The organism is Streptomyces sp. NPDC032198, from assembly GCF_040636975.1.
Taxonomy (GTDB): Bacteria; Actinomycetota; Actinomycetes; order Streptomycetales; family Streptomycetaceae; genus Streptomyces.
Genome location: NZ_JBEZVL010000008.1, coordinates 148,147 through 168,661 on the forward strand (window position 1 = coordinate 148,147; position 20,515 = coordinate 168,661).

Here is a 20,515-nt window from a genome sequence, read left to right on the forward strand (position 1 = left end):
GCCGAAGTGGCCCGCTCGGTGTCTGATGGCTGCTGTGTTGGTGACTCGTCGGTTCCGGCTGTCCTTGGAGGTAGTGCTCAAGACACTGGCCGTGGCCGCCTGCTATTACGTGGCCGGGCGTCTGGGCCTGCTGGGCCGGCTGACGGTCGAGGGAGTCATCGTCACACCCATTTGGCCGCCCACCGGCCTCGCCGTCGCCGCGCTGCTCGTCTACGGCATGTCGGTCTGGCCCGGGATCGCCGTCGGCTCCTTCCTCGTCATCGCCTCCCTCACCACTCCGCAGCTCCCCACACTCGTCACCGTGGCGGGCAACACCCTCGCCCCGGTCTGCGCTTATCTGATGCTGCGCCGGGTCGGTTTCCGGGTCGGCATCTCACGTCTGCGGGACGGTCTCGCCCTGGTCTTCCTCGGCGGGCTCGGCGCCATGCTGATCAGTGCCACGGCGGGGGTCGGGCTGCAGGTGCTGACGGGTGGACTGGCGAGGGGGGAGTTCTGGTCGGTCTGGCTGGCCTGGTGGGTGGGCGATGCGATGGGCGTCCTGCTCGTCACTCCGCTCCTGCTCGTACTGGTGGGCGCCACTGGCCCCCTGCGGCTGAGGCGCTGGAAGGAGATGCTGTTCCTGGGCCTCGCGGCCGTGATCGTCGTACCTCTGGCCGTGGTCAGCGAATTGAGCCTGCTCTTCCTCGTCTTCCCCCTGCTCATCTGGGTGGCGTTGCGCTTTCAACTGGCCGGGAGCATGTTGTGCGCGCTGTTCGCGTCGGTGCTGACCACCCTCGCGGCGAACACGCAGCAGGGCGCCTTCCTCCATCTGTCGGCCATCGAGGTCATGACCAAACTTCAGGCGTTCAACGGTGCCACCGCGCTGACGGCGCTCTTGCTGTCCGCCATGGTCGCCGAACAGCGCGCCACCCGACGGTCGGTGCAGAGTGCCTGCCGGGAGCTCGCGGAGGTACTGGAGCACCTGGCCGCGGGGGAGACCCCGCCCGAACTGTCCCCCAGGCACGCCGCCGACCCTCAAGCCGACGAGAGGACGACGCCGGCGACGGACCGCCTCCGGGAGACGTAGCAGACGTACGAGAAGGAGGGCCCCACCAGTGTTACCCATGCTCGGCGGTACGTGTGGTGAGGTCCTCGTCCGTGATGGCGCGGACCACCTGGCAAGGGGTTCCGACCGCCACGGTCATCGGGGGAATGCTGCGGCTGACGACGCTTCCGGCGCCGATGACCGACCCGTACCCGATGCGCACGCCGGGCAGGACGACGGCGTTGGCACCGATCCACACCTTGTCCTCGATCACGATCGGTTCCGAGAACCGTCCGAAGTCAGCACGCCGCGAGGGATGCACCGGGTGACCCGTCGTGGTCAGTGTCACGCCGGGCGCGATCATGACGTCGTCGCCTATGCGGATGTCCACATCGTCGACGAACGTGAGGTTCACGTTCCCGAAGAAGTCGTCGCCGATGTGCACGTTGCTGCCGAACCCGGCATGGAACGGCGGCAGCAGCACCGTGCGTTCACCGACCGAGCCGAAAATCGCGACGAGCAGCGTTCGACGCTTCTCCGTTTCGCCGGGTGGCGTGTGGTTGTACTCGAAGATCTGCTCGGTGCGGCGCCGAGGGCCCTGGAAGGCTGCTTCCGATTCGGTGTAGACAAGCCCCTTGGCGATCCGCGCCAGGACTTCTTCCTCGTGCGGTTGCGTCACAGCGGGTAAGCCCCTTCGTTCAGCCGCTGGGGCACAGGCAGCCCCTCGGGCACAGGTCCGGCGCACCGCCCCTCGACGGCACGCGTCCAGAGCCTAGGTGCACCGCACACCCCTCGCCCCGAGTTGGAGACATGCAGAGGCCCGGGGCGCGGGCTGGTGCCGCGCCCCGGGCCTCAGCGGTGGCGTCCGGGTCTGCGGTGTGATGGTGAGCGGGGTCGTGCTACGGCCCTGTCATCACGCCGCGGTCGGTGATTCGGTTCAGATGACGCCCTGGGCCAGCATCGCGTCCGCCACCCGCTCGAAGCCCGCGATGTTCGCGCCTGTCACGTAGTCGCCGGGGGCGCCGTAGCGCTCGGCGGTCTCGTGGCAGGTGGTGTGGATGTCGTTCATGATGTGCGTCAGTTCCTCCTCGACGCGGTCCGCCGTCCACGACGTACGGGCGTGGTTCTGGGCCATCTCCAGGGCACTGACCGCGACGCCGCCCGCGTTGGCCGCCTTGCCGGGCCCGAACGCGACCCCCGCCTGCTGGAACAGGTCGACCGCCTCGGGGGTCGTGGGCATGTTGGCGCCCTCCGACACCACCTTCACACCGTTGCCGATCAGCGTGGCGGCGTCGTTGCCGTTCAGTTCGTTCTGGGTGGCCGACGGCAGCGCGATGTCGGCCGGGACCTCCCAGACGCGCCCGCCCGGCACGAAGCGGGCCGAGGCGCCCCGGCGTTCGGCGTACGTGTCGACCCGGCCGCGCTCGACCTCCTTGATCTGCTTGAGCAGCTCGAGGTCGATGCCCTTCTCGTCGACCACGTAGCCGGATGAATCCGAGCAGGTCACGGCGTTGGCGCCGAGGGCGGCCAGCTTCTCGATGGTGTAGATGGCGACGTTGCCGGAGCCGGAGACGACCGCTGTACGGCCTTCGAGGTCCTCGCCGCGCTGGCGCAGCATCGCCGCCGCGAAGAGGACGTTGCCGTATCCGGTGGCCTCCGGGCGGATCAGTGAGCCGCCCCAGCCCTGGCCCTTGCCGGTGAGGACGGACTCCCAGCGGTTGGTGATGCGCCGGTACTGGCCGAAGAGGTAGCCGATCTCCCGGCCGCCGACGCCGATGTCACCCGCGGGCACGTCCGTGTGCTCGCCGATGTGCCGGTACAGCTCCGTCATGAACGACTGGCAGAAACGCATGACCTCCGCGTCGCTGCGGCCGTGGGGCTGGAAGTCGCTGCCGCCCTTGCCGCCGCCGATGCCGAGCCCGGTCAGCGCGTTCTTGAAGATCTGTTCGAAGCCAAGGAACTTGATGACGCCGAGGTTGACCGAGGGGTGGAAGCGCAGGCCGCCCTTGTACGGGCCCAGCGCGCTGTTGAACTCCACCCGGAAACCGCGGTTGACGTGGACGCGCCCCCGGTCGTCCTGCCACGGCACCCGGAACATGACCTGCCGCTCCGGCTCGCACAGCCGCTCGATCAGTCCGGGTTCGGCGTACTCGGGGCGGGCCGCGATGACCGGCGCCAGCGTCTCCAGGACCTCGTGAACGGCCTGGAGGAACTCCGGCTGGGCCGGGTTGCGGTCCTCGATCTCGGTGAGCAACTGCGCGAGCGTGGTCTTCGTCTCGGATCGCGTGGTCAAGGGAGCCCTTTCTGGCACGGCTGACACCGGGGATCCGTCACGGTGCGCGGCGCATTGGCGGCGCACTCCGGAACGGCCCGGTCGGGGCGCTCGGCGCCGTTGCCGTGCGCGGGACACTCAAGCGTTACGCGCATGTAAACATACTGACCAGCACCCGAGTCCAGGGTTCGACCACCATGCGAGACCAGGATCACGGCAGGCACGTGGTGGTCCATGTCAGGACGCCGACGCCGACGGTGGCACCGGACGTGACGCCGGGTCCGTAGCCGGCTGCCTGCCAGGGGGCTGGTGAGGAAGCACGGAGCCGTCCCGGGCGTCGAGGAGCGTGCGGAGTTTCTGCATCCCCTGTTCGCGGGTGTCCGCCAGGGGCAGGAAGTCGGTGACGCCGGTGAGTTCGAGCAGGCGTTGGACGGCGCTGTGGAGGGGCCCGGCCAGGACGAAGGGGCGTTGTGCCTGCTCGTGGTCGATGCGCGCCTGGAGGATCAGACCGAGCAGGGTGCTGTCCGCGAAGGTGAGCATGGAGAGATCGAGCAAGGTGGCGTCGGTCTCGCTGTGGGTGCGGACGCGGTGGAAGGCTTCGGTGACGGCGTCCGCGTCCTGGAGGTCGATCTCGTGGCGCAGTGCGACCACGGCGACCCGTTCGTGTGGGGAGAGTTCAAAACTGTTGTCGTTGGGAAACATTTCACGACCTTGTCATACGTGCGCCTGGATGCGCACGGACACCCCTGTTCCCAGCAGGGTGGAGTAGGTGAAGTGACGGCGCACCGGCGCATCCGGTACCCCGCGTACACGGATGAACACGCCGGACGTTGCCGGCGTGCATGCAGGGACCTCCTCGGCCACGTACGGACGAATGGGGAGGCCCTCAGCCGCGTACATATGAACAGGGCTAGATCGGCTGTGCGGGTCAGGTCTTGTCCAGCGCTGCCACTTGTCCCTGGAGGGCCTGAACCAGTGTCATGACCTGGGGATGATCGCGGCGGAGAATGGTGGCAACGCCGATGTGCCGTACCGGAGTTGGCGGCGCGATCGGGACAGTGCGCACGCCCGCGACCTGCGGGCTCTGTGCGATGGAGGGGATCAGCGAGATCCCCAGGCCCGCGGCGACGAGCGAGCGGGCGAAGAAGTAGTCGGTCGTCGTGCTGCGTACGTCCGGCTCGAAGCCGGCACGCTCGGCGTAGCGGCGCAGGTACGCCTCGGTCTTCAGGCAGCCAAGTACCCATGGCTCGGGGGCCAGTTCGGCGATGTCGAGTGAATCGCGGCCGGCCAGCGGGTGGGTGTCGGGCAGGACGACATGCAGGGGGTCTTCCATGAGCGCCGTCCACGCCAGGCTGGAGCTCGGGCCGAGCTGACCGGGCAGCGGGCCGTCGAAGTGGTAGGCGAGGGCGAGGTCCACTGCGCCTTGGCGGACCAGCGGCAGGCTGTGTTCGGGCTCGGCCTCCCTGACATGGACCACGGCGTCGGGATGGGCGGCGGTGAGGCGAGCGAGCGCGCCGGGGAGCAGGAGCCTGCCTCCGCTGGTGAAGGTGGCGATGGTGAGCTGGGTGAGACCACTGCCGAGCTGGTCGACCTGCTGCTTGGCGTGCACGAGCTCCGCGGCGACCGATTCGGCGGCCCCGACCATGATCCGCCCGGCCGGGGTGAGGGTGACTCCGCGGGTGCTGCGCGCGACGACCTGGGCGCCGAGGCTGCGCTCGAGTGCGGCGATGTGCTGCGAGACAGCCGAGGGGGTGAGGTGGAGGGCCGCTGCCGCCCGGTTGAAGCTGCCGTGCTCCGCCACGGTCCGCAGCACACGGAGCCGCTGGACATCAATCAACAGTTTTCCTTAACACGTATCCAGTAAGTGGGTACTTCTGCTGCCGACTCTAGATGTTCAGGCTGGGGGGCATGCAAAAGATCTGCGTCATCGGCGGAAGCCGCTACTTCGGCAAGCTCCTGGTACAGCGCCTGCAGGCGGCCGGCCACCAGGTCACTGTGATCAATCGCGGCTCCACGCCGCCGCCGGCCGGGGTCGAACACCTCGTCGTCGACCGCGACGACGAGGCAGCCCTGATCGCCGCGTTGGGCTCCCGCAGCTTCGACGTGGTCGTGGATCAGGTCTGCTACACCCCGGTGCAGGCCGCGATCGCGGCCCGCGCCTTCAGCGGTCGCACCCGGCGTTACGTCATGACCTCCACGATCGAGGTCTACGATCCGGCGACCGCCGCACTTCCCGCCGTCCCGCTGGGGACACCGGTGCCGGAGGGAACGGTCGACCCGGCCACGTGGCTGGTGCGGATGGACCTGCCCTGGCACAACGCGGCCTACCTGGAGGCGCATTACGCCGAGGGCAAGCGCCAGGCGGAGGCCGTCTTCACGCAACACCACGTACTCGACCACCAACACCAGGGATTCGACTTCGCCGCCATACGCAGTGCCCACGTCCTCGGCGGCGGCTCCCAGGAGTTCACCGGCCGGCTGGCGCACTACATCGAGCACATCACCCACGGCGAGCAGATCAGGGTCCACGCCGAGGCGCTGCCCACGGTCTTCATCCACTACGCGGAGCTGGCGGAGCTGCTGGCATGGGCGGCCACGGCCAGCGACTTCACCGGTCCGCTCAACGCCTGCTCCGACGGCCCGCTCGACGCCCGCGGCCTGAGCGCTCTGATCGCCGCACAGATCGGCCGGGAGCCCGTATACCGCCGTGTCGCCGAGGGGGAGCCGGCATCGCCGTTCTCCTTCGACCGCCACTACGCAATGAGCAACTCCCGCGCGAAGAAGCTGGGCTTCGCCCCCTCCCACACCTCCGACTGGCTCCCCGGCGCCGTCACCGAAGCCCTCGACACCTTCGAAATCCCCGCCACCTGAGGAGCAGCCACCATGCAGTACCGCACCATCGGAGACACCTCCGTGAGCGCCGTGGGCCTGGGCGCCATGCCGCTGTCCATCGAGCACCGCCCGGACGAAGCGCGGGCGATGGCCACCCTCCACGCGGCCCTGGACGCCGGGGTCACGCTCATCGACACCGCCGACAGCTACCACTGGCACGCCGATGAAGCCGGCCACAACGAACTCCTCATCGCCCGCGCCCTGGCCCGCTACGGCGGCGACACCTCTCGCCTGCTCGTCGCCACCAAGGGCGGACGCGGCCGCCCCGGCGACGGCAGCTGGACCGTCACCGCCACCCCCGCCCACCTCAAGCACGCAGCCGAGGCTTCCCTCAAGCGCCTGGGTGTGGAGGCCATCGGCCTGTACCAACTCCACAAGCCGGACCCGACCGTGCCCTGGGCGGATTCCGTCGGCGCGCTACGCGATCTGCTCGACGCGGGCACCATCCGTTCCGCCGGGATCTCCAACGTCACCACGGGCCAGATCCGCGAGGCCCACGCAATCCTCGGCGATGGCCTCGTCTCCGTACAGAACCAGTACTCACCCGCGGTTCGCGACAGCGAACCCGAGCTGCGGCTGAGCACGCAACTGGGGCTGGCGTTCCTGCCCTGGAGCCCGCTGGGCGGCATCTCCCGAAGCTCCCTGGACGGCCCCTCCGGCCGGCGGGCCGCGGACACCGCCTTCCACAGCATCGCAGCTGAGCGCGGCGTGAGCCCACAACAGATCGCCCTGGCCTGGCTGCTGAACCGCTCCCCGGCAGTGATCCCCGTACCGGGAGCCAGCCGGCCGGCATCGATCCAGGACTCCGCCAAGGCAGCCGATCTCAAGCTGAGCGAGGAGGAGCAGACGCAGTTGGACTCCGCCGCATTGCCCAGCTGAGTGGTGCGGGGGGCGCGCTCCAGCGAATCCGCGGCGAAGCGCGCCCGGTCGTCGTCAATCGATGCAGAACTCGTTGCCCTCGATGTCCAGCATCGGAATGCACGAGTCATTGCCGTCATACAGCGTTTGCACGTGCACCGCACCGAGCGGGACCAGTCGTGTGCGCTCGGCCTCGAGTACGGCGAGACGCTCCTCACCCACGAGGCCCGTGCCGACCCGCACATCAAGATGCACCCGGTTTTTGGCGGCCTTGCCTTCCGGTACGCGCTGGAAATACAGCCGGGGGCCCTCGCCCGAGGGGTCCATACAGGCACACCACGCGTCCTGCTGTTCAGGTGGTTGGGAACGCTTGAAATCGTCCCACGTGGCAAACCCCTCCGGTGGCGGCGATACGACGTACCCCAGCACCTCGCACCAGAAGCGGGCGAGGCGCTCGGGTTCCGCGCAGTCGAAGGTGACTTGGAACTTCTTGATCGACATCATCGGGCCACCGTATGGGCACGTGCACTCCACCAGGGAGCTGTCGGCACAATCAGCGGCTGTTCAGCGGATTGCCGTACTTCTGAGCCGTGGAGAGGTACGGGAGGCCGAGCGTGCGGGGCGAGAAGGCCGCCGAGCCGTCGGCCGAGCCGTTGGGCAGGAGCCATACGGCACCCAGGGAGGCGTTCTCACCCGGGGACCCGACCGTGACATCCGGTACGCCGCCGGTGTTGTAGCCGCCCGTGGCGACCGCCGTACCGAAGGCGTCGCCCGCCTCGGCGACGCCCGGGACACCGGGTGTGTCCTGGTTCCAGGCGACGGACGAAGCAGCGCCGTTGGCATCGAGCAGGCCCTTTGAACCGCCGCGGAGCAGCCAGGCGGCGCCCGCCCCCGCTCTGCTTCCGATGGCCTCACCGGGAGCACCCGCGATCAGGTCGGAGCGGCCGTCGCGGTTGACGTCGGCGACGGCGAGAGCGGCGCCGAAGCGGTCGCCGTCCTCGGCCGCGCCCGGGACACCCGCCGTGTCCTGGTTGAGGGTCTGGGCGCGGCCGAACGGGCTGCCCTGGGGGCTCCCGTAGTGGATGTGGATGCCACCCCCCTTGGCGAGGTTCTCGGGGCCGCACGGGTCGTCGATGTTCTCGTCGGCGATCTCACGGCATTCACCGAGCGCCAGGTCGTCGTGGCCGTCGCCGTCGAAATCACCGGCGGCCAGGGCGCTCACCCCGGCGTTGTCCGTGTTCCAGAAGTTGGCCATCTCGGACCGTTCGGGATCCCACTTCCACAGGCGGACGTGGGACTGGGTGTTGGGCTCGCCCGCGGTCCAGTAAGCCACGGCCAGGTCCGCCGTGCCGTCGCTGTCGAAGTCCCCCGTGGTCAGGACGGGTGCACGGCCGCCCATGGGGGCGGCGACGACGGTGGTGACCATGCTGTCCTCGCCTTGGATGACACGAGCGACCACCTTGTCCGTGCCACCGATCACGATCGTTTTGTTGCGGCCGCCGGTCAGATCGGCCGCCACCACCGCTTTGCCGTACGCAGCCGACGGCGACGGCCCGGTGAGGACCGTCGACCCCGGTCCCGGCCCGTCCTTCGAGCCGCCTACGGCGATCACCATGCCCGCGTCCGTACCGCGGTCGGTGACGTCCTCGCCGGGGACACCGGCGAGCAGCTCGGCGATGCCGTCGCCGTTGAGGTCCACCAGGGTCACGGACGCACCGAAGCGGTCACCCGCCTCCGGGCTGCCGGGAACTTCGGCGGTGGCCTGGGTGACACGGATGCTTCCGTGGGCGCCGACGCCTCTGGGGCCGCCCCAGACGACATTCACGTACCCGGCCTTGGCCTGGCCGCTTACGGTCCCGTCCGGGACGCCGACAGCGAGATCCGCGTAACCGTCGCCGTTGAAGTCGCTCGTGGCGGGACGCGGTGCGGCAGCGGTGGCGCCGGACGGAAACACGAACCCGGCGGTGGCCGCAGCGGCTGCCGCGACGGCGCATGTGAGGATGCGGCGACTGTAAGACATGGAGGCTCCCACTCGGTCGACGGACGGGTCTACGGACTATCTGGTGTGACCGCCGAAGGGCTGCGCCGGTTGTACGGATTCGGGGCGCGGTTCCCGCGCAGGGTATCTGTGAGGCCAGCGGCGGGAAACGATGGCCCTGACCCGAGTTGAGCGAAGCTGTGAGCAGTGCCGCCCTGGCGCCGCCCTGCCGCCTCGCCGCCCTGCCGCCTCGCCGCCCTGCCGCCTCGCCGCACTGTCGCGCTGCGGGAGGCCATGAGCCCTGCCCCGCCGCCCCGATACGGTGTGTGCCATGGTCGAACCTGACGGTGGTAGCGGATCGACACTCATACGCGGCATGGCAATCTTCGCCGCCGTTGTCACCGCTGCCCTTTACCTCCTGGGCCTCTTGGCCATTGGCCTCGCTGTCAGCGAAGTAGGCGATGGTGCGGATTCCACGCCCCTGCGCGAGTGCCAGGACGCCGCCCATGGCCCGCAGGGCGCACACGTGCTGGGGCATGAGGTGCGGTTCATTCCCTTGGACGTCATGTGCCGAACGACCGACGGCCGCCACTTCGCCAGCCCGGTGGTTCCTTCCTGGCTCAACCCTGCCCTTGCCTGCTCCCTCGCGGGCACGGTCATCTTCACGGTCGGCGCTTTCGCGCAGGCGAATCGACGGGCGTCGGTCCGCGATGAGGGCCGCGGGGGCAGCGGTTCCGGGGAAGCGATGTCAACCTCGCCGGGGCCGACCTCACACGGGCAGTGATCGTCGACATCTACGGCAAGAACATGAACTTCACTGACGCCGAACTGCAAGGCGCCGACATGACCAACTCCAGCATGCCGCAGGTCGACTTCCGCGGAACCGGCTTGGAGCAGGCGCTGCTGCCGGGAACCATGACGGTCGCCAGCACGGTGCTCCCCGGGGCATGACGCGGCGGCAGTTCCGCGCACGCACCTCCTGCCTACGGCTTGCGCAACAGCGCGCAGACGAAGTTCTCCTCCACCGTCCGCAGCCGCTCGAGCAGTTTCGGCTTGTTCTTCTTGTTGACCTGGGTGGTGAGGGAGACGGTCAGGGACCGCTTGCCGTCCGGGGTGGCCGCGATCAGCTGCGTGTAGCCGGGGAAGTTGCCCGTGTGGCCGTACACCACACCGCAGCGTGTGGCGTACCGGAAGATGGCCAGACCGGCCTTGTTCGTGCCGGGACCTGCGGGTTCGGATGCCCCGTTCACCCAGTTCCGCTGCTGATGGTGTGTCCGGTCGGAGATCAGCTTTCCACCGGCGTAGCCGCGGATGAAGGCCGTCATGTCCTTCGGCGTCGAGATGATCCCGCCCGACGCCCACACACCCGACGCACTGAGCACCTCACTGAGGTCCTCGGGCGGATTCGGCGGGGTGACGTCGTAGCCGTGCATGTACGGCTTGGGCATCCGGTAGCCCTGCGGCAGGCTGGTGCTGCGTAGACCCAACGGGCGGTACACGAGCTCGGCGAGCAGGTCTTCGTAGGGGCGGTCTGTCACTGCCTCCGCCATCAGTGCCACGGCGATGTTGTCGGAGTTGGAGTAGGTGTACCGGCTCCCCGGGCGGAACGCCAACGGCTCACCGGCCACGAAGTCCAGCAGTCGGCGGGAGTCGAAGTGGCGGCGCGGGTCCTCGGTCACCAGCTCCAGAAACTCCGGGTCCATGCTGAAGTCCGGGAGTCCGCTGGTGTGCTGCAAGAGCTGCCGCAACGTGACCCGATGCCATGCACGCGGCAGCCGGGGAAGCACCTTGCCGATGGTGTCGTTCAGGCGAAGCTTCCGGCGGTCGACGAGCGTGAGGGCGACGGCGCCGCTGTACGCCTTGGCCGTACTGGCGATGCGCATGTGGTCAGTGGCCTTGATCGGACGGTCGGCGCCGATCTTGGCAACACCGGCCCGGTAGACCTCGGTGCGGGATCCGCGCTTGAGGACGGCGATCGCGCCGGGCGGGCCGCCGGGCGCGGTGGTCAGTTCCTGCAACTGCCGTCGCAGTGAGCCCGAGCGGTTGTCGTCGGCGGGGGTGTCCGCGGCTTGGGCCGGGGCCTGCACCAACCCGGTGATGCAGGCAGCGGCGGCCAGCAGGGCGACAAGAGGCAGGCGGCGCTGCGGGGAGCGTGGAACCAGCACGGGTGGACTCCTGAACCGTGAGCACGATGGGACGTCCAGATTCACCCGCGGTCCACGAACCCGCGCGCGACTGTGCTCCATCCAGCCGAGGGCGGTACGCGGGCGAGGCCGAAGGCCGGGGCAGGGTTGCTCTTCCCAGATGGCGAGCCGGCTACTGCACGTTCCTTGCCACCCCGCCCGCCTGTGCAGCGCCGCGTCGCTGAGGTTCTTTCAGGGGCCCGCCGCGCACGGGCTGTCGGCCCGCGGGAGACAGCTACCGACTCACGTCGACCGGAACCCCCCGGAGCTCCATCCGATCCTTCAGGAACTCCATCTCCGACAGCGTCCCCACGAGGCCGTCGTGACTCAGTTCCCGGACCAGCTCTCGGGCCCGGGGCAATGAGGCTCCTGAGACCTCCCGAAAGACCTTCATAGCCGGAACGAGACTGGGCAACGGCCCGACCAGCCGCAGCCTGGCCAGCCCGTGTGCTGCAAGCAGAGCCTGCCGGACATCATCAGGCGCAGCCTCCGGGCCAGCGTGCTCGCACATGGCGGCGCCACAGGACTCGCAAAAGAACTCGGAGTCCCACCACAGCTCACCGTCAAGGACGAACTGGTTCACCTGCCGCAGAGCCGTACTCCCGCATTCGCAACGCGCTGTGATGCTCGCTGTCTGACCACTCACCTGGGCTCCCCGATGTGCCACTCCTGCCGAAGTGATCCTCTCGCGGTCAGCAACGCCGACGCGACTGAATTCGGTCACGCTTGGTGAATGAGGTGAATGAGGTGGTCAGCAACGTTTCCGATTGCGGCTGTTCGAGGTAAACGGCACTGGATCCGGCAGTGCCCGTGAGGCGAGTGGGCCCTTCCGCGGTAAGCGGAGCGTGGGCGCGGCGACTGGGACACGGGTCTGTCGTGGGCCGTGCCTTCGGGTGGGTTGTCTCGAGCGGTCTGCCGCGCTCCTGCCTAACCGGCGGGTCCGCGTCTCACAGTCGCGGGCATGTCTCCCACTGCACGCACCACGGCGCAGCGGTATCCCGAACGGGTCATCTACGACCGGGACGCCGTCTATGCCATCTTGGACGAGGCGCTCGCGGTCCATGTCGGCTTCGCCGCCGACGACGGTCCGCTCGTCGTTCCCACTCTCCACATGCGGGAGGGCGACCAACTGCTGCTGCACGGCTCGGCCTTCGGCCGGTTCATGACCACCGCCGCCGGCGGCACGCCCCTGTGCGTGACGGCGACACTGATCGACGGCCTCATCCTGGGCCGGGCCTCGTCACATCACTCGGCGGCATACCGCTCGGCCATGATCTTCGGGCAGGCTTCCGCGATCGAAGACGAGGGCGAGCGGGCCGAGGCGTTGGCCCGGGTCGTGGAAAGCGTGGTCCCTGGCCGGCTCTCCGGACTCAACGCGGCTCGCCGCCCCAGCCTGGAAGAGGCGCACTACACCGCGGTGCTGACCATGCCCATCGAAGAGTTCTCGATGAAGGCACGCGTCGGGTTCGCCCGCGATGAGCCCAAGGACGACGAGATCGAGGCCCGGGCCGGTTACATCCCGCTGACCACCACGCCCGGCACGCCGGTCCCTGTCGCCATCACCGGCACCCGCTTCACCGCGCCCGTCTACGACCCGGCCGTGCACCACTTCCGCCAGAAGCCATGACAGGCGGCCTGCCGGGCACACCAGCATGCTGCCGGTGCCCGTCGGCGCGATGCTGTGCAGAAGGAACTGTCTGGCGGAGTGAGCGCCGAACTTGCAGACCATGGGCTGGGCTGGGCAGGGCAGGTCGCGAGGCGGGTTCACCACACAGATTCATCTGGCGTGTGAGCAGGGCGCGACAGCGACAGCAACTGCAGGCACCATAGCCGTGGCGGTGGCCGTCCGCCCGCCCGGATGCCCCGGCAGGAAAGGACGGGCCTGTGGTCACTACAGGGGAAGGGCGCGTTTCCTGGCGTTGGCGCGGGGCGGTGTGAATGGGTTGCACCTTCCGTAGCGGCATGTGGTCCGGTGGACTTACGTCCCGGTCCCTTGAGGAAAGGTCCCCGCTCATGCATTCGTCCTTCATGCCACCCCGCCAGGTCAAGATCGGTGACGCGGCGGCCTTCGCGGGCAGCACGCCGCGGGCGATTCGCCATTACCACGAGATCGGCCTGCTCCCCGAGCCCGAGCGGGGCGGCGATGACCGCCGCCGCTATGGGTACGAGGACATGATCCGCCTGCTGTGGATTCGGAAGATGGCCGACGCCGGGATCGCCCTGGACGTCATTCGTGACGCCTTTACCACCGGCACGGATTCCGCCGGTGCGGACAGCGGAGACGGTATCGCGGGCATCCTGGAGCAGTTGGAGGAAACCCTCGCCGAAAAGGAGGCGGAATTGCGGCGGCAGCGGACCGCCGTGCAGCGGATGCGCACCGAAGGCAGCCGGATGGGCCTGCTCTCCGACTTCGTCACCGACCGCCTCAATAGCCTGCCCGAGGGCTCCCTGCGTCAGGCGGACCTGGACAGTCTGCTGGTCACTGAGCGGATCTTCGGCCCGCTCGGTGCGGCCGTCCAGGCCACCCGCTTCGTCGTCCTGGCCACGCATCCCACTCTGCGGGAGGACTCCGACCGCGTCGATGATGCCGAGGAAGCACTCGATGACAGTGTCGCCGTCGATGATCCACGGGTGGCCCAAGTGGCCGTCGAACGGCACGCCTTCGAAAGCGCCCTGCAGGCCGTCATCGAGGAGTCCGGCCTGGATAAGGACGACGATGCCCTCTTCGACGCCTGGGACACTTTGCACCCTGCCACCGCCGATGACGGCGAGGACGAGGCCGACCTCAGCTCCGGCAGGCGGGAGGCTGACTCCATGAGCGCGTTCGAAGCCATCGGCAAGATGCCCTACGACTTCTCCCCAGCCCGCCAGCGCTGCATGGAACTGGCCGAAGAACTCTCCACCCAAGACCCACCCCGTACCTAAAACGCGCCGTAGAGCAGGATGTTCCGACCGGAACGGACTGCATCGGATCGCACGGACCGGCCTAGGCTGGGCGGTCGACCGTTCTTGCGGGCCGGAGGAGTCAGGGGAGACCGACGAGTGGAACCGGCCGCGCGCCCCGGGCTCACCCACCCCGCGCCGCAGGGGGGGTACAGCCCGCCCGGCGGCTGACGACAGCCCGCGTCGCGGGCACGAGGCCGCCGTGGCATCTCCGGATCTCCGGAGCCTGCCCGCTGGCCCCTCACTGCTGCCGCCGGGTCGTCAGGACGCGCTCGGCCTGATTCATCACCTCCCGGCCCCCTGCCCAGCGACGAGGCGAGAAGCCAAAACCGGCCAGGTGACTGTGGCGAGCCGCGGTCAAAACGGTGAAAGCGTTGAAGGGGGAGACGTGACGTCGGATCGTGAGTGTCAGCGCCGACGTCAATGTCATGAGCTCAGCGACGGTCCGAACCGTGCCCATACGTAGAGGAAGCGGCTGTGCATCCAACTCTTTGGGATGTACTTCTCCTGTGCCGCTGCCGACTCTCTCCGATGGTGCGCAAAATGCGACCATGGACCGGTTGGCTATCAGGGAGACGTTGTCCGGGATCCCACATTTTCTCACCCTCGTGCTGGTCGGTGAGTTGGACGTCTTCAACGTCGGCAAGCTCAGCGACACCGTCGTCCGTGAACTCGAGGCAGGCCAGCGGCACCTGCTGATCGACCTATCCGGGGTCACACGGTGCGACAACGGCAGCCTCTACACCCTCCTTGGCGTCCGGCACGCCGCGAGCCACGCCGGGGGCAGCCTTGCGCTCACTGCGGCGAGCGGGTGCGTCCAGGATGCCCTGGACCGAGCTGGATTACGTGCGCTGTTGCCCTTCGCCGGGCAACAAAAGGACCTTGACGCCGAACATTGAGATTTCCCGGGGTCTCAAGGTCAGGCCCATGCCCGCGCGACGGTGGCGCCGTGCCCGTTCGCCTACTTACGCACCATTCGGGGTGCGCCGCTGCATTGGCGCAGTGCACTGCCGATGGGGAGACCGGCACGGCCCGGTATGGCGAGGTCTGCTCACCGATCGCTGCTGAGGTAGTCGCGGAGCTCGTCGCTGCAGTCGTTCTCGGTGCCCCCCTGGACTCGTGAAAGTCCCACCACACCGTCTTCCATGCCTTCCTCTTTTGCCTTTGTCAGTTCTGCATCGACATGGGCGATGTATTCGGCGCAGGCAGGCTTTTCAGGATTCGTATCCGGCGTCGAGGAAGCGTTCATGGTGGCAGTGGCGGCGAACCCGGCCACGCAGAGCACCGCCCATCCGGCAACCCACGTACGGCGATTCATCGGTATCGGCTTGGGCATTCCGGCATCCTACGAGGACAGCACAGGGCTGTCATCGAAGTGCGGATTCCGGCGCGACGAGCACCTGGGCGGCCTGGAGGAGGGGCTTGCGGTGGCCGGTACTGATCAGCACAGGCGGCGTCGCGACCGCGTACATGCGGCGAGTACGGTGCTCTGAGCCGGCGTCAGGGCCGCCCGCGCAGGAGGACTTCGTGGAACCGACATCATGAGTCGGCACATCCAGTCGTCACCGCAACCGCAACCGCAACCGCAACCGCATACGCAACACCGGGTTGAGGCCGACCTCGCCGGGGAGTCGCGCTTGTTGTCACAGGCGAAGCCTTCGAGCTGTGCCCGGTCTCGCCGGTCAGGATGCCGCAGTTTCGGTCTTCCGGGGCGAGGGAACTTGGTCGCGGTGACGACGTCGACCGGGACCGCGGTGGGAGCCTGCAAGCGCGTGACCAGGCCCTGGCGTGAATCGGCTGGGTATCCCCAGCAGGGGGCATCGGCGCTGACAGGGGCATGATACTCCGTCAGTTGATGACCGAAAGAGCCCCCTATGGGGTCACGGTTCCCCAGCGGCATGTTTGCATATGTTCATGATCATGAACGCGCAGAAGACAGACGAGCCGTGGACGTACGTGGACCACATCCTGGAGCACTGGCACATGGACGAGGACGCCGAGGCGCTCGTCCAGGGCGCGCAGCGGCTGACCCGGCGGGAGGCCAGGCAGCGGCTGTTCCGCTTGGGCCACGCGCTGCGCCGCCAGGGGCTCGAGCCCGGCGACGGAGTGGGACTGTTCCTGGCCAACCGGGTGGACTCCGTCCTGGTGCAGCTCGCGGTCCACCTCATCGGCTGCCGCGTCGTGTTCCTGCCACCCGAACCGGGGCCCGGCGAGCTCGCCGCGCTGGTCGAGCAGTCCAGGGCGCGCGCCGTGGTCACCGACCCCCTCTTCGCGGAGCGGGCCGCCGACGCGGCCGGCCGCAGCGTCCACGCCCCCGTGCTGCTCAGCCTCGGACCCTGCGAGCAGGCGTGCACGGACCTGCTGGCGCTGGAGGCCGAGTGCCCGGCAGTACGCCCCGACGGCGTGCCCGCGCCGGGAGCAGACGAGGCCGTCACAGTCCTCTACACCGGCGGCACCCTGGGCCGCCCGAAGCTCGCCGCGCACAGCCACCGGCTGTACGACGCGCTGGTGGACCTGGTGAAGGGCGCTCCACAGGACTCCCGACCGGCAGTCTTCCCGACCATGGAACCGGGCACGGACCGCGTGCTCGCCTCCACACTGCTCACCCACGGCAGCGGCCACCTCATTGCGGTGCAGGCGCTGGTGACAGGCTCCGTCCTCGTCGTGCTGCCCGAGTTCGAAGCGAGCGCGGCGCTGACGGTGCTGCGCGAGGAGCGGATCACGGCGACCATGTTCGTGCCGCCGATGCTGTACGCCCTGCTCGACCACCCGGAGTGCGAGCCGGGCGTCCTCCCCGCTCTGCGGCGGATCGTCGTCGGAGGCGCGGCCTCGTCGCCCACCCGGCTCCAGCAGGCGGTCGAGGTCTTCGGGCCCGTGCTCAGCCAGGGCTACGGGCAGTCGGAGGCGCTCGGTATCGCGGCGTTCGGTGCGGAGGACCTCGCCTCGGAGGGAGCCCAGCGGCCTGAACTCTGGCGCAGCTGCGGTCGCGCGATATCCGACACCGAGATCGAGATCCGTGCCGAAGGCAGCACGGTGGCGCTCCCCGCCAGGCAGGTCGGCGAGGTGTGCGTCCGGGGCGAGACAGTGATGCTCGGCTACTACGAGGACCCGGAGCGCACCGCCGAGGCCCTGCACGACGGCTGGCTGCGCACCGGCGACTTGGGCTACCTCGACGCCGAGGGGTACCTCTTCCTCGTGGACCGGGCCAAGGACATCATCGTCACCGGCAGCACCAGCGACAACGTCTACTCCCGGGTCCTGGAGGACTTCCTGCTCACGCTGCCCGGTGTGCGCAACGCGGCCGCGCTGGGCGTACCCGACGAGGAGTACGGGGAGGCCGTACAGATCTTCCTGGCCACGGCCGAGGGTGCTGACGTCGACCCGGACAAGGTCGCCGCCTTGGTGACCGCCGATCTGGGAGAGCTGTACACACCCCGCAAGACGGTCCTGCTGGATCAGCTGCCGACGACCAAGGTCGGCAAGGTGGACAAGAAGGCGCTGCGCGCCGCGTGGACGAGCGCGGCTCTGGAGCCCGCACCGTAGGGGCCGCTGTCGCCGAAGACGCGCATCGCCTGCTGGGAGGAAGGGTGCTGGCCAGCACCCCCGCCCGCGGGCGATCACAGCCACGGCGAGGTGCTGCCCCGCCGCGAAGGGCATGGCGCGCCGACATGCCACCCGCAGACGACCGGCGATGCCACCCGCAGACGACCGGCGATGCCACCCGCAGACACCGGCGATGCCGCCCGCAGACACCGGCGATGCCGCCCGAGGGCCGATGAACTAGGAATCCCCCGCTTCAACTGGGGGAGGATTCACCTGCCCAGTCGAAGCCGGCGCCGCGGAGCACGACGTTGTCGTCCTCCTTGACAGCGCCGCCCAGGAACACCTCACGACGCCTTGACCCCCGGGCGGCTCGACAAAGTCTGCCTTTGACCTTTCGATGCGCATTCAATGGCGGGTAGAACCGACCCATGGACGACGAGCGACGTCTGCCCGGGGGCAGGACAGTGGGGGCGGTGCGCCGTGGTGACGCCGTGCACCGGCCCGTCCAGCCTTGGACACCCGCAGTCCACGCGGTGCTGCGCCATCTGGAGGCGGCCGGGATGGAGGGCGTACCCCGGGTCCTGGGAGTGGACGGCCAAGGGCGCGAGGTCCTGACCCACCTCGAAGGCGAGACGGCGGGCGAGGATCTCCCTTGGCCCGCCTGGGTGTACTCGAAGACCGCGCTCGTGGAGGTGGGCCGGTGGGCCCGCAGACTGCACGACGCGACCCAATCCTTCGTGCCGCCGCCCGACGCTCGCTGGCTCGCCGGGCAGAGGTGGCGTCCCGGCCTGGTCATCGGCCACCATGACGCCGCCCCATGGAACGCGGTATGGCGCGAGGGGAGGCTGGCGGGATTCTTCGACTGGGACACCGCCGGCCCGTCGACGCGTGAGTTCGACCTGGCTTTCACGGCGTTGACCTGGGTCCCGCTGCACGCGCACCTGTTCGCCGAGCGGACCGGCTTCACGGCCTTCGAAGACCGCTCCCGGCGGCTGCATCTGCTGCTGGACGCCTACCAGTACGAAGGCGACCGCTCGGCGTTCGGGACGGTGGTCGCCACGCGGGCCAGGACCAACGCGGACGTCATTCGCCGTATGGCCGCTGACGGCGACCCCGTCTACACCGCGTTGGAGCCGGTCGCCGCCGAGCTGGAGCAGGCCGCCCGTGAAGTCGACCTGCTGCCCGCCTCTTTCTGGGTCCCGCCGGCGTGGTCGGTGTGACGCGTGCCCAGCGCGCGTCCGCCGGTTGGTCGACAGCCCACAAGACGGGACCCGGGTGTCGCTGGTTCACCCGCCAGAGCTAGTGGGAACCCTCCAAGCCCGGCCGATCATCGTTGTGCTGCTCAAGATCACCGTGCTCATCCGTACGGCCGCAGACTTGCGGGACGGGGTGGCCCAGGTGGCCGCCGCGTCCTTGTCCGTGACGACACCTGGGGCACCACACCATGAGCGAACGCGTCATCGCGCCCAAGAGCCGGGGCTTCCTGTTCCTCGACTCCCATCCTGGCGGCTGCCGACAAGTGGTGGACGACATGTGGCAGGCCGTTCCCACCCCGGCAACTGCCGGAGGCGAAGGGCCGGTGGCTCTGGTCATCGGCTCGTCCGCAGGCTATGGCCTGGCCGCCACGATCGCGGGCCTGGCCCGTGTCGGTATCCGTGGCATCGGCGTGTGCTTCGAGAAGGCGCCCGCGCGACGCACCGGCACGGCCGGCTGGTATCGCACCGCCGCCACCGCACGGCTCGCCCAACAACACGGGCGGGACATGGTCTTCGTCAATGGCGATGCGTTCAGCGACACGGTGAAGGAGCAGGTCGCCGACCTCCTCGCCGAGCGGTTCGGCGGACGCCTCGACTTCCTGGTCTACTCGGTGGCCGCGCCTCGCCGAACCGACCCGGACACCGGCCACGTGTACGCCTCGGTCCTCAAGCCGATCGGCTCGCCGTACACCACCAAGACCCTGGTATTCGACGAGTCCGGTGCCCCGGAGGTGAAGGAGGTCACCACCGCCTCGGCCGAGGGCGACGACGTCGAGCAGACCGTCGCGGTGATGGGCGGCACCGACTGGGAACGGTGGATCACGTTCCTGGCCGACAAGTCCCTGCTCGCCGATGGCTTCGTCACCGCCGCCCTGTCCTACATCGGATCACCGCTCACCGCGGCGATCTACCGGCAGGGCACCATCGGGGCGGCGAAGTCTCATCTGGAAGCCACCGCCCGGAAGTTGGACGAGCGCCTCGGCAAGACGCTGGGCGGCCGGGCCGTGACCTCGGTCAACGCCGCCGCTGTCACACAGTCCTCCACCGCCATCCCCGGTATCGCCCTGTACGTCGGGCTGCTGCGCGGCGTCCTCGGCGACGCCATGGTGGCTCCGGTCGGGCAACTCGTGGACCTGTGGGACCAGTTGACCGGAACCCGCCCCCTCGACCTCGACGACGAGGGCAGGGTCCGCCTCGATGACTGGGAACTCGACCCCGCCGTGCAGAACACCGTCGCCGAACGCTGGAGCGCTGCCACCAGCGACACCATCACCGAACTCGCCGACCTCGACTGGTTCAGCAACGAGGTCCGCCGCCTCTACGGCTTCTCCGTCCCGGGCGTCGACTACACCGCCACCGTGGAAACCGACGTCCCCTGGCCTACTCCCACCAGCCCACCAGCCCACGACCAACGGCGTACGCCCGGTAACGCGGTGGTTTGACGGATGGTTCACGTCAGACGAGAGCAGTAGGCGGGGCGTCCAACCACCGTGCGATGCGGCCGTCCCGGGCAGGGCCCTAGCTTCGGCTGTGCGGAACATGCCGTATCCGCATCCGTATCCGTAT

20 protein-coding genes are annotated in these 20,515 nt (G+C 69.0%); 11 read left to right on the forward strand and 9 right to left on the reverse strand.

Annotated elements, in window-relative coordinates:
- Positions 1 to 25 precede the first annotated feature (25 nt).
- Positions 26 to 1,066, forward strand: coding sequence for an MASE1 domain-containing protein (locus AB0E78_RS22305; RefSeq protein ID WP_361835063.1), 1,041 nt, complete (start codon positions 26 to 28; stop codon positions 1,064 to 1,066).
- A gap of 31 nt (positions 1,067 to 1,097) precedes the next feature.
- Here the strand turns inward: AB0E78_RS22305 and AB0E78_RS22310 are convergent, their stop codons facing one another.
- The 4 genes from AB0E78_RS22310 to AB0E78_RS22325 all read right to left on the reverse strand — a co-directional run bounded on the left by AB0E78_RS22310 (position 1,098) and on the right by AB0E78_RS22325 (position 5,133).
- Positions 1,098 to 1,703 (reverse strand): sugar O-acetyltransferase, encoded by a 606-nt coding sequence (locus tag AB0E78_RS22310; protein WP_361835066.1) that lies wholly within the window; start codon positions 1,701 to 1,703, stop codon positions 1,098 to 1,100.
- 258 nt (positions 1,704 to 1,961) lie between these two features.
- Positions 1,962 to 3,317: an NADP-specific glutamate dehydrogenase gene (gdhA, locus tag AB0E78_RS22315; RefSeq protein ID WP_361835069.1), complete on the reverse strand. Its 1,356-nt coding sequence runs from the start codon at positions 3,315 to 3,317 to the stop codon at positions 1,962 to 1,964.
- 216 nt (positions 3,318 to 3,533) lie between these two features.
- On the reverse strand, positions 3,534 to 3,998 hold the full coding sequence (locus AB0E78_RS22320; protein ID WP_361835071.1) for an STAS domain-containing protein: 465 nt from the start codon (positions 3,996 to 3,998) through the stop codon (positions 3,534 to 3,536).
- Positions 3,999 to 4,224: 226 nt separating this feature from the next.
- A complete protein-coding gene (locus AB0E78_RS22325) occupies positions 4,225 to 5,133 on the reverse strand; it encodes a LysR family transcriptional regulator (RefSeq protein WP_361835073.1) in 909 nt (302 codons plus the stop codon).
- A 71-nt stretch (positions 5,134 to 5,204) separates the two neighbouring features.
- Between AB0E78_RS22325 and AB0E78_RS22330 the strand changes: the two genes are divergently transcribed.
- Both AB0E78_RS22330 and AB0E78_RS22335 read left to right on the forward strand, forming a co-directional pair.
- The gene (locus AB0E78_RS22330) at positions 5,205 to 6,167 is read left to right on the forward strand and encodes an NAD-dependent epimerase/dehydratase family protein (RefSeq protein WP_361835076.1); all 963 of its coding nucleotides are present in this window, start codon (positions 5,205 to 5,207) and stop codon (positions 6,165 to 6,167) included.
- 12 nt (positions 6,168 to 6,179) lie between these two features.
- Positions 6,180 to 7,067 (forward strand): aldo/keto reductase, encoded by an 888-nt coding sequence (locus AB0E78_RS22335; RefSeq protein ID WP_361835079.1) that lies wholly within the window; start codon positions 6,180 to 6,182, stop codon positions 7,065 to 7,067.
- A gap of 54 nt (positions 7,068 to 7,121) precedes the next feature.
- Here the strand turns inward: AB0E78_RS22335 and AB0E78_RS22340 are convergent, their stop codons facing one another.
- Both AB0E78_RS22340 and AB0E78_RS22345 read right to left on the reverse strand, forming a co-directional pair.
- Positions 7,122 to 7,550, reverse strand: a complete 429-nt coding sequence (locus AB0E78_RS22340; protein WP_361835082.1) for a VOC family protein — start codon at positions 7,548 to 7,550, stop codon at positions 7,122 to 7,124.
- A gap of 49 nt (positions 7,551 to 7,599) precedes the next feature.
- Positions 7,600 to 9,066 carry an FG-GAP repeat protein gene (locus tag AB0E78_RS22345; protein ID WP_361835084.1) on the reverse strand — a complete coding sequence of 489 codons (1,467 nt, stop codon included), beginning with the start codon at positions 9,064 to 9,066 and terminating at the stop codon, positions 7,600 to 7,602.
- A gap of 289 nt (positions 9,067 to 9,355) precedes the next feature.
- Here AB0E78_RS22345 and AB0E78_RS22350 point away from each other — a divergent pair, with 289 nt between their 5' ends.
- A complete protein-coding gene (locus tag AB0E78_RS22350; protein WP_361835087.1) occupies positions 9,356 to 9,808 on the forward strand; it encodes a hypothetical protein in 453 nt (150 codons plus the stop codon).
- Positions 9,805 to 9,975, forward strand: a complete 171-nt coding sequence (locus AB0E78_RS22355; protein WP_361835090.1) for a pentapeptide repeat-containing protein — start codon at positions 9,805 to 9,807, stop codon at positions 9,973 to 9,975. Before AB0E78_RS22350 ends, AB0E78_RS22355 begins: the two co-directional genes overlap by 4 nt.
- Before the next feature lie 32 nt (positions 9,976 to 10,007).
- Here the strand turns inward: AB0E78_RS22355 and AB0E78_RS22360 are convergent, their stop codons facing one another.
- Together AB0E78_RS22360 and AB0E78_RS22365 are read right to left on the reverse strand one after the other, a co-directional pair.
- On the reverse strand, positions 10,008 to 11,189 hold the full coding sequence (locus tag AB0E78_RS22360) for a serine hydrolase domain-containing protein (RefSeq protein ID WP_361835093.1): 1,182 nt from the start codon (positions 11,187 to 11,189) through the stop codon (positions 10,008 to 10,010).
- A gap of 253 nt (positions 11,190 to 11,442) precedes the next feature.
- On the reverse strand, positions 11,443 to 11,790 hold the full coding sequence (locus AB0E78_RS22365) for a hypothetical protein (RefSeq protein WP_361835096.1): 348 nt from the start codon (positions 11,788 to 11,790) through the stop codon (positions 11,443 to 11,445).
- A gap of 378 nt (positions 11,791 to 12,168) precedes the next feature.
- Between AB0E78_RS22365 and AB0E78_RS22370 the strand changes: the two genes are divergently transcribed.
- From AB0E78_RS22370 to AB0E78_RS22380, 3 genes are all read left to right on the forward strand, one after another.
- Positions 12,169 to 12,834 carry a pyridoxamine 5'-phosphate oxidase family protein gene (locus AB0E78_RS22370; protein WP_361835099.1) on the forward strand — a complete coding sequence of 222 codons (666 nt, stop codon included), beginning with the start codon at positions 12,169 to 12,171 and terminating at the stop codon, positions 12,832 to 12,834.
- Positions 12,835 to 13,220: 386 nt separating this feature from the next.
- Positions 13,221 to 14,132: a MerR family transcriptional regulator gene (locus AB0E78_RS22375; RefSeq protein WP_361835102.1), complete on the forward strand. Its 912-nt coding sequence runs from the start codon at positions 13,221 to 13,223 to the stop codon at positions 14,130 to 14,132.
- A 527-nt stretch (positions 14,133 to 14,659) separates the two neighbouring features.
- Positions 14,660 to 15,049 carry an STAS domain-containing protein gene (locus AB0E78_RS22380; RefSeq protein ID WP_361835104.1) on the forward strand — a complete coding sequence of 130 codons (390 nt, stop codon included), beginning with the start codon at positions 14,660 to 14,662 and terminating at the stop codon, positions 15,047 to 15,049.
- A gap of 152 nt (positions 15,050 to 15,201) precedes the next feature.
- Here the strand turns inward: AB0E78_RS22380 and AB0E78_RS22385 are convergent, their stop codons facing one another.
- On the reverse strand, positions 15,202 to 15,486 hold the full coding sequence (locus tag AB0E78_RS22385; protein WP_361835107.1) for a hypothetical protein: 285 nt from the start codon (positions 15,484 to 15,486) through the stop codon (positions 15,202 to 15,204).
- Between the two features lie 584 nt (positions 15,487 to 16,070).
- Here AB0E78_RS22385 and AB0E78_RS22390 point away from each other — a divergent pair.
- The 3 genes from AB0E78_RS22390 to fabV all read left to right on the forward strand — a co-directional run bounded on the left by AB0E78_RS22390 (position 16,071) and on the right by fabV (position 20,391).
- Entirely contained in the window at positions 16,071 to 17,693 is a 1,623-nt protein-coding gene (locus AB0E78_RS22390) for an AMP-binding protein (RefSeq protein WP_361835110.1), read from the forward strand.
- Between the two features lie 428 nt (positions 17,694 to 18,121).
- Positions 18,122 to 18,913 (forward strand): phosphotransferase, encoded by a 792-nt coding sequence (locus AB0E78_RS22395; protein WP_361835113.1) that lies wholly within the window; start codon positions 18,122 to 18,124, stop codon positions 18,911 to 18,913.
- 224 nt (positions 18,914 to 19,137) lie between these two features.
- Complete coding sequence (gene fabV, locus AB0E78_RS22400; RefSeq protein WP_361835116.1) at positions 19,138 to 20,391, forward strand: enoyl-[acyl-carrier-protein] reductase FabV; 1,254 nt, start codon at positions 19,138 to 19,140, stop codon at positions 20,389 to 20,391.
- Positions 20,392 to 20,515 lie beyond the last annotated feature (124 nt).

Bases quoted from the DNA above. Each gene is read 5' to 3' on its own strand.
- fabV (WP_361835116.1), top strand. From the start codon at position 19,138: ATGAGCGAACGCGTCATCGCGCCCAAGAGCCGGGGCTTCCTGTTCCTC.
- AB0E78_RS22385 (WP_361835107.1), bottom strand. From the start codon at position 15,486: ATGCCCAAGCCGATACCGATGAATCGCCGTACGTGGGTTGCCGGATGG.
- AB0E78_RS22335 (WP_361835079.1), top strand. From the start codon at position 6,180: ATGCAGTACCGCACCATCGGAGACACCTCCGTGAGCGCCGTGGGCCTG.
- AB0E78_RS22350 (WP_361835087.1), top strand. From the start codon at position 9,356: ATGGTCGAACCTGACGGTGGTAGCGGATCGACACTCATACGCGGCATG.
- AB0E78_RS22340 (WP_361835082.1), bottom strand. From the start codon at position 7,550: ATGATGTCGATCAAGAAGTTCCAAGTCACCTTCGACTGCGCGGAACCC.
- AB0E78_RS22370 (WP_361835099.1), top strand. From the start codon at position 12,169: ATGTCTCCCACTGCACGCACCACGGCGCAGCGGTATCCCGAACGGGTC.
- AB0E78_RS22330 (WP_361835076.1), top strand. From the start codon at position 5,205: ATGCAAAAGATCTGCGTCATCGGCGGAAGCCGCTACTTCGGCAAGCTC.
- AB0E78_RS22375 (WP_361835102.1), top strand. From the start codon at position 13,221: ATGCATTCGTCCTTCATGCCACCCCGCCAGGTCAAGATCGGTGACGCG.
- AB0E78_RS22345 (WP_361835084.1), bottom strand. From the start codon at position 9,066: ATGTCTTACAGTCGCCGCATCCTCACATGCGCCGTCGCGGCAGCCGCT.
- AB0E78_RS22395 (WP_361835113.1), top strand. From the start codon at position 18,122: ATGGACGACGAGCGACGTCTGCCCGGGGGCAGGACAGTGGGGGCGGTG.
- AB0E78_RS22305 (WP_361835063.1), top strand. From the start codon at position 26: ATGGCTGCTGTGTTGGTGACTCGTCGGTTCCGGCTGTCCTTGGAGGTA.
- AB0E78_RS22320 (WP_361835071.1), bottom strand. From the start codon at position 3,998: ATGTTTCCCAACGACAACAGTTTTGAACTCTCCCCACACGAACGGGTC.
- AB0E78_RS22390 (WP_361835110.1), top strand. From the start codon at position 16,071: ATGAACGCGCAGAAGACAGACGAGCCGTGGACGTACGTGGACCACATC.